1 protein-coding gene is annotated in these 658 nt (G+C 40.7%); it reads left to right on the top strand.

Translation table 11 applies throughout. The features are described 5' to 3' along the window. Nucleotides 1-451: helix-turn-helix domain-containing protein (locus tag Rain11_RS13780; protein WP_207764464.1), on the top strand; the 451-nt coding region annotated here is incomplete at its 5' end. Nucleotides 452-658: the final 207 nt, after the last annotated feature.

Raw genomic sequence — 658 nt, 5'->3', positions numbered from 1 at the left:
AAAAGAGAAAATTATGGATAGAGCAATTTTATATGATATGGTTTTCAAATTACGGAAAGAAGGTCTGAAACAGGTCAAAATAGCAGAGCTATTATCAATTAGCCAAGCTCGCGTAAGTCAGATATTAAAGAAAACAGTAAGAGACATTCCCAAATGGGGCGGTCATCTTCAGAGTAGATTGACGCCATCAGAGCAGAAACAATTAGTTGCATATTTGGAAATGGGGGCGGAAGCCTTTGGATTTGAGGGCTCGGTGTGGAATAGTAAGCGAGTACAATGGTTGATAAAGGAGAAATTTAATGTGAGTTATCACGTGCATTACATACCTTGTATTTTGAGGAAAATAGGTTATAGTCGTCAAAAGCCGAAGGTTGTGGATTATCGGCAAGATGAAAGCAAGGTAGCTCACTACTTAGCGACCACCTTGCCCTCTTTGAAAAAAAAGCGATAGCAGAGAATAGAGTGTTGTTGTATGTAGATGAAGCGAGTTTTTATTTGTTACCCCAACTAGGTATTACTTGGGCAAAGCGAGGACATAGCCCTGTGCTTCGGGAAGGCTGTCGTTATCAACACCTTTCTGCCATCAGTGCCATTAGTCCTGCGGGTGATTTGGTGTATCAAATACAAGAAAGTAGTTTCAAGGGCAAAGATGTGGTAG

The organism is Raineya orbicola, from assembly GCF_002843425.1.
In the GTDB taxonomy this organism is placed as follows: Bacteria; Bacteroidota; Bacteroidia; order Cytophagales; family Thermonemataceae; genus Raineya; species Raineya orbicola.
Note: the sequence above shows the minus strand (reverse complement) of the source record. Positions and strands in the feature narration are given on the sequence as shown.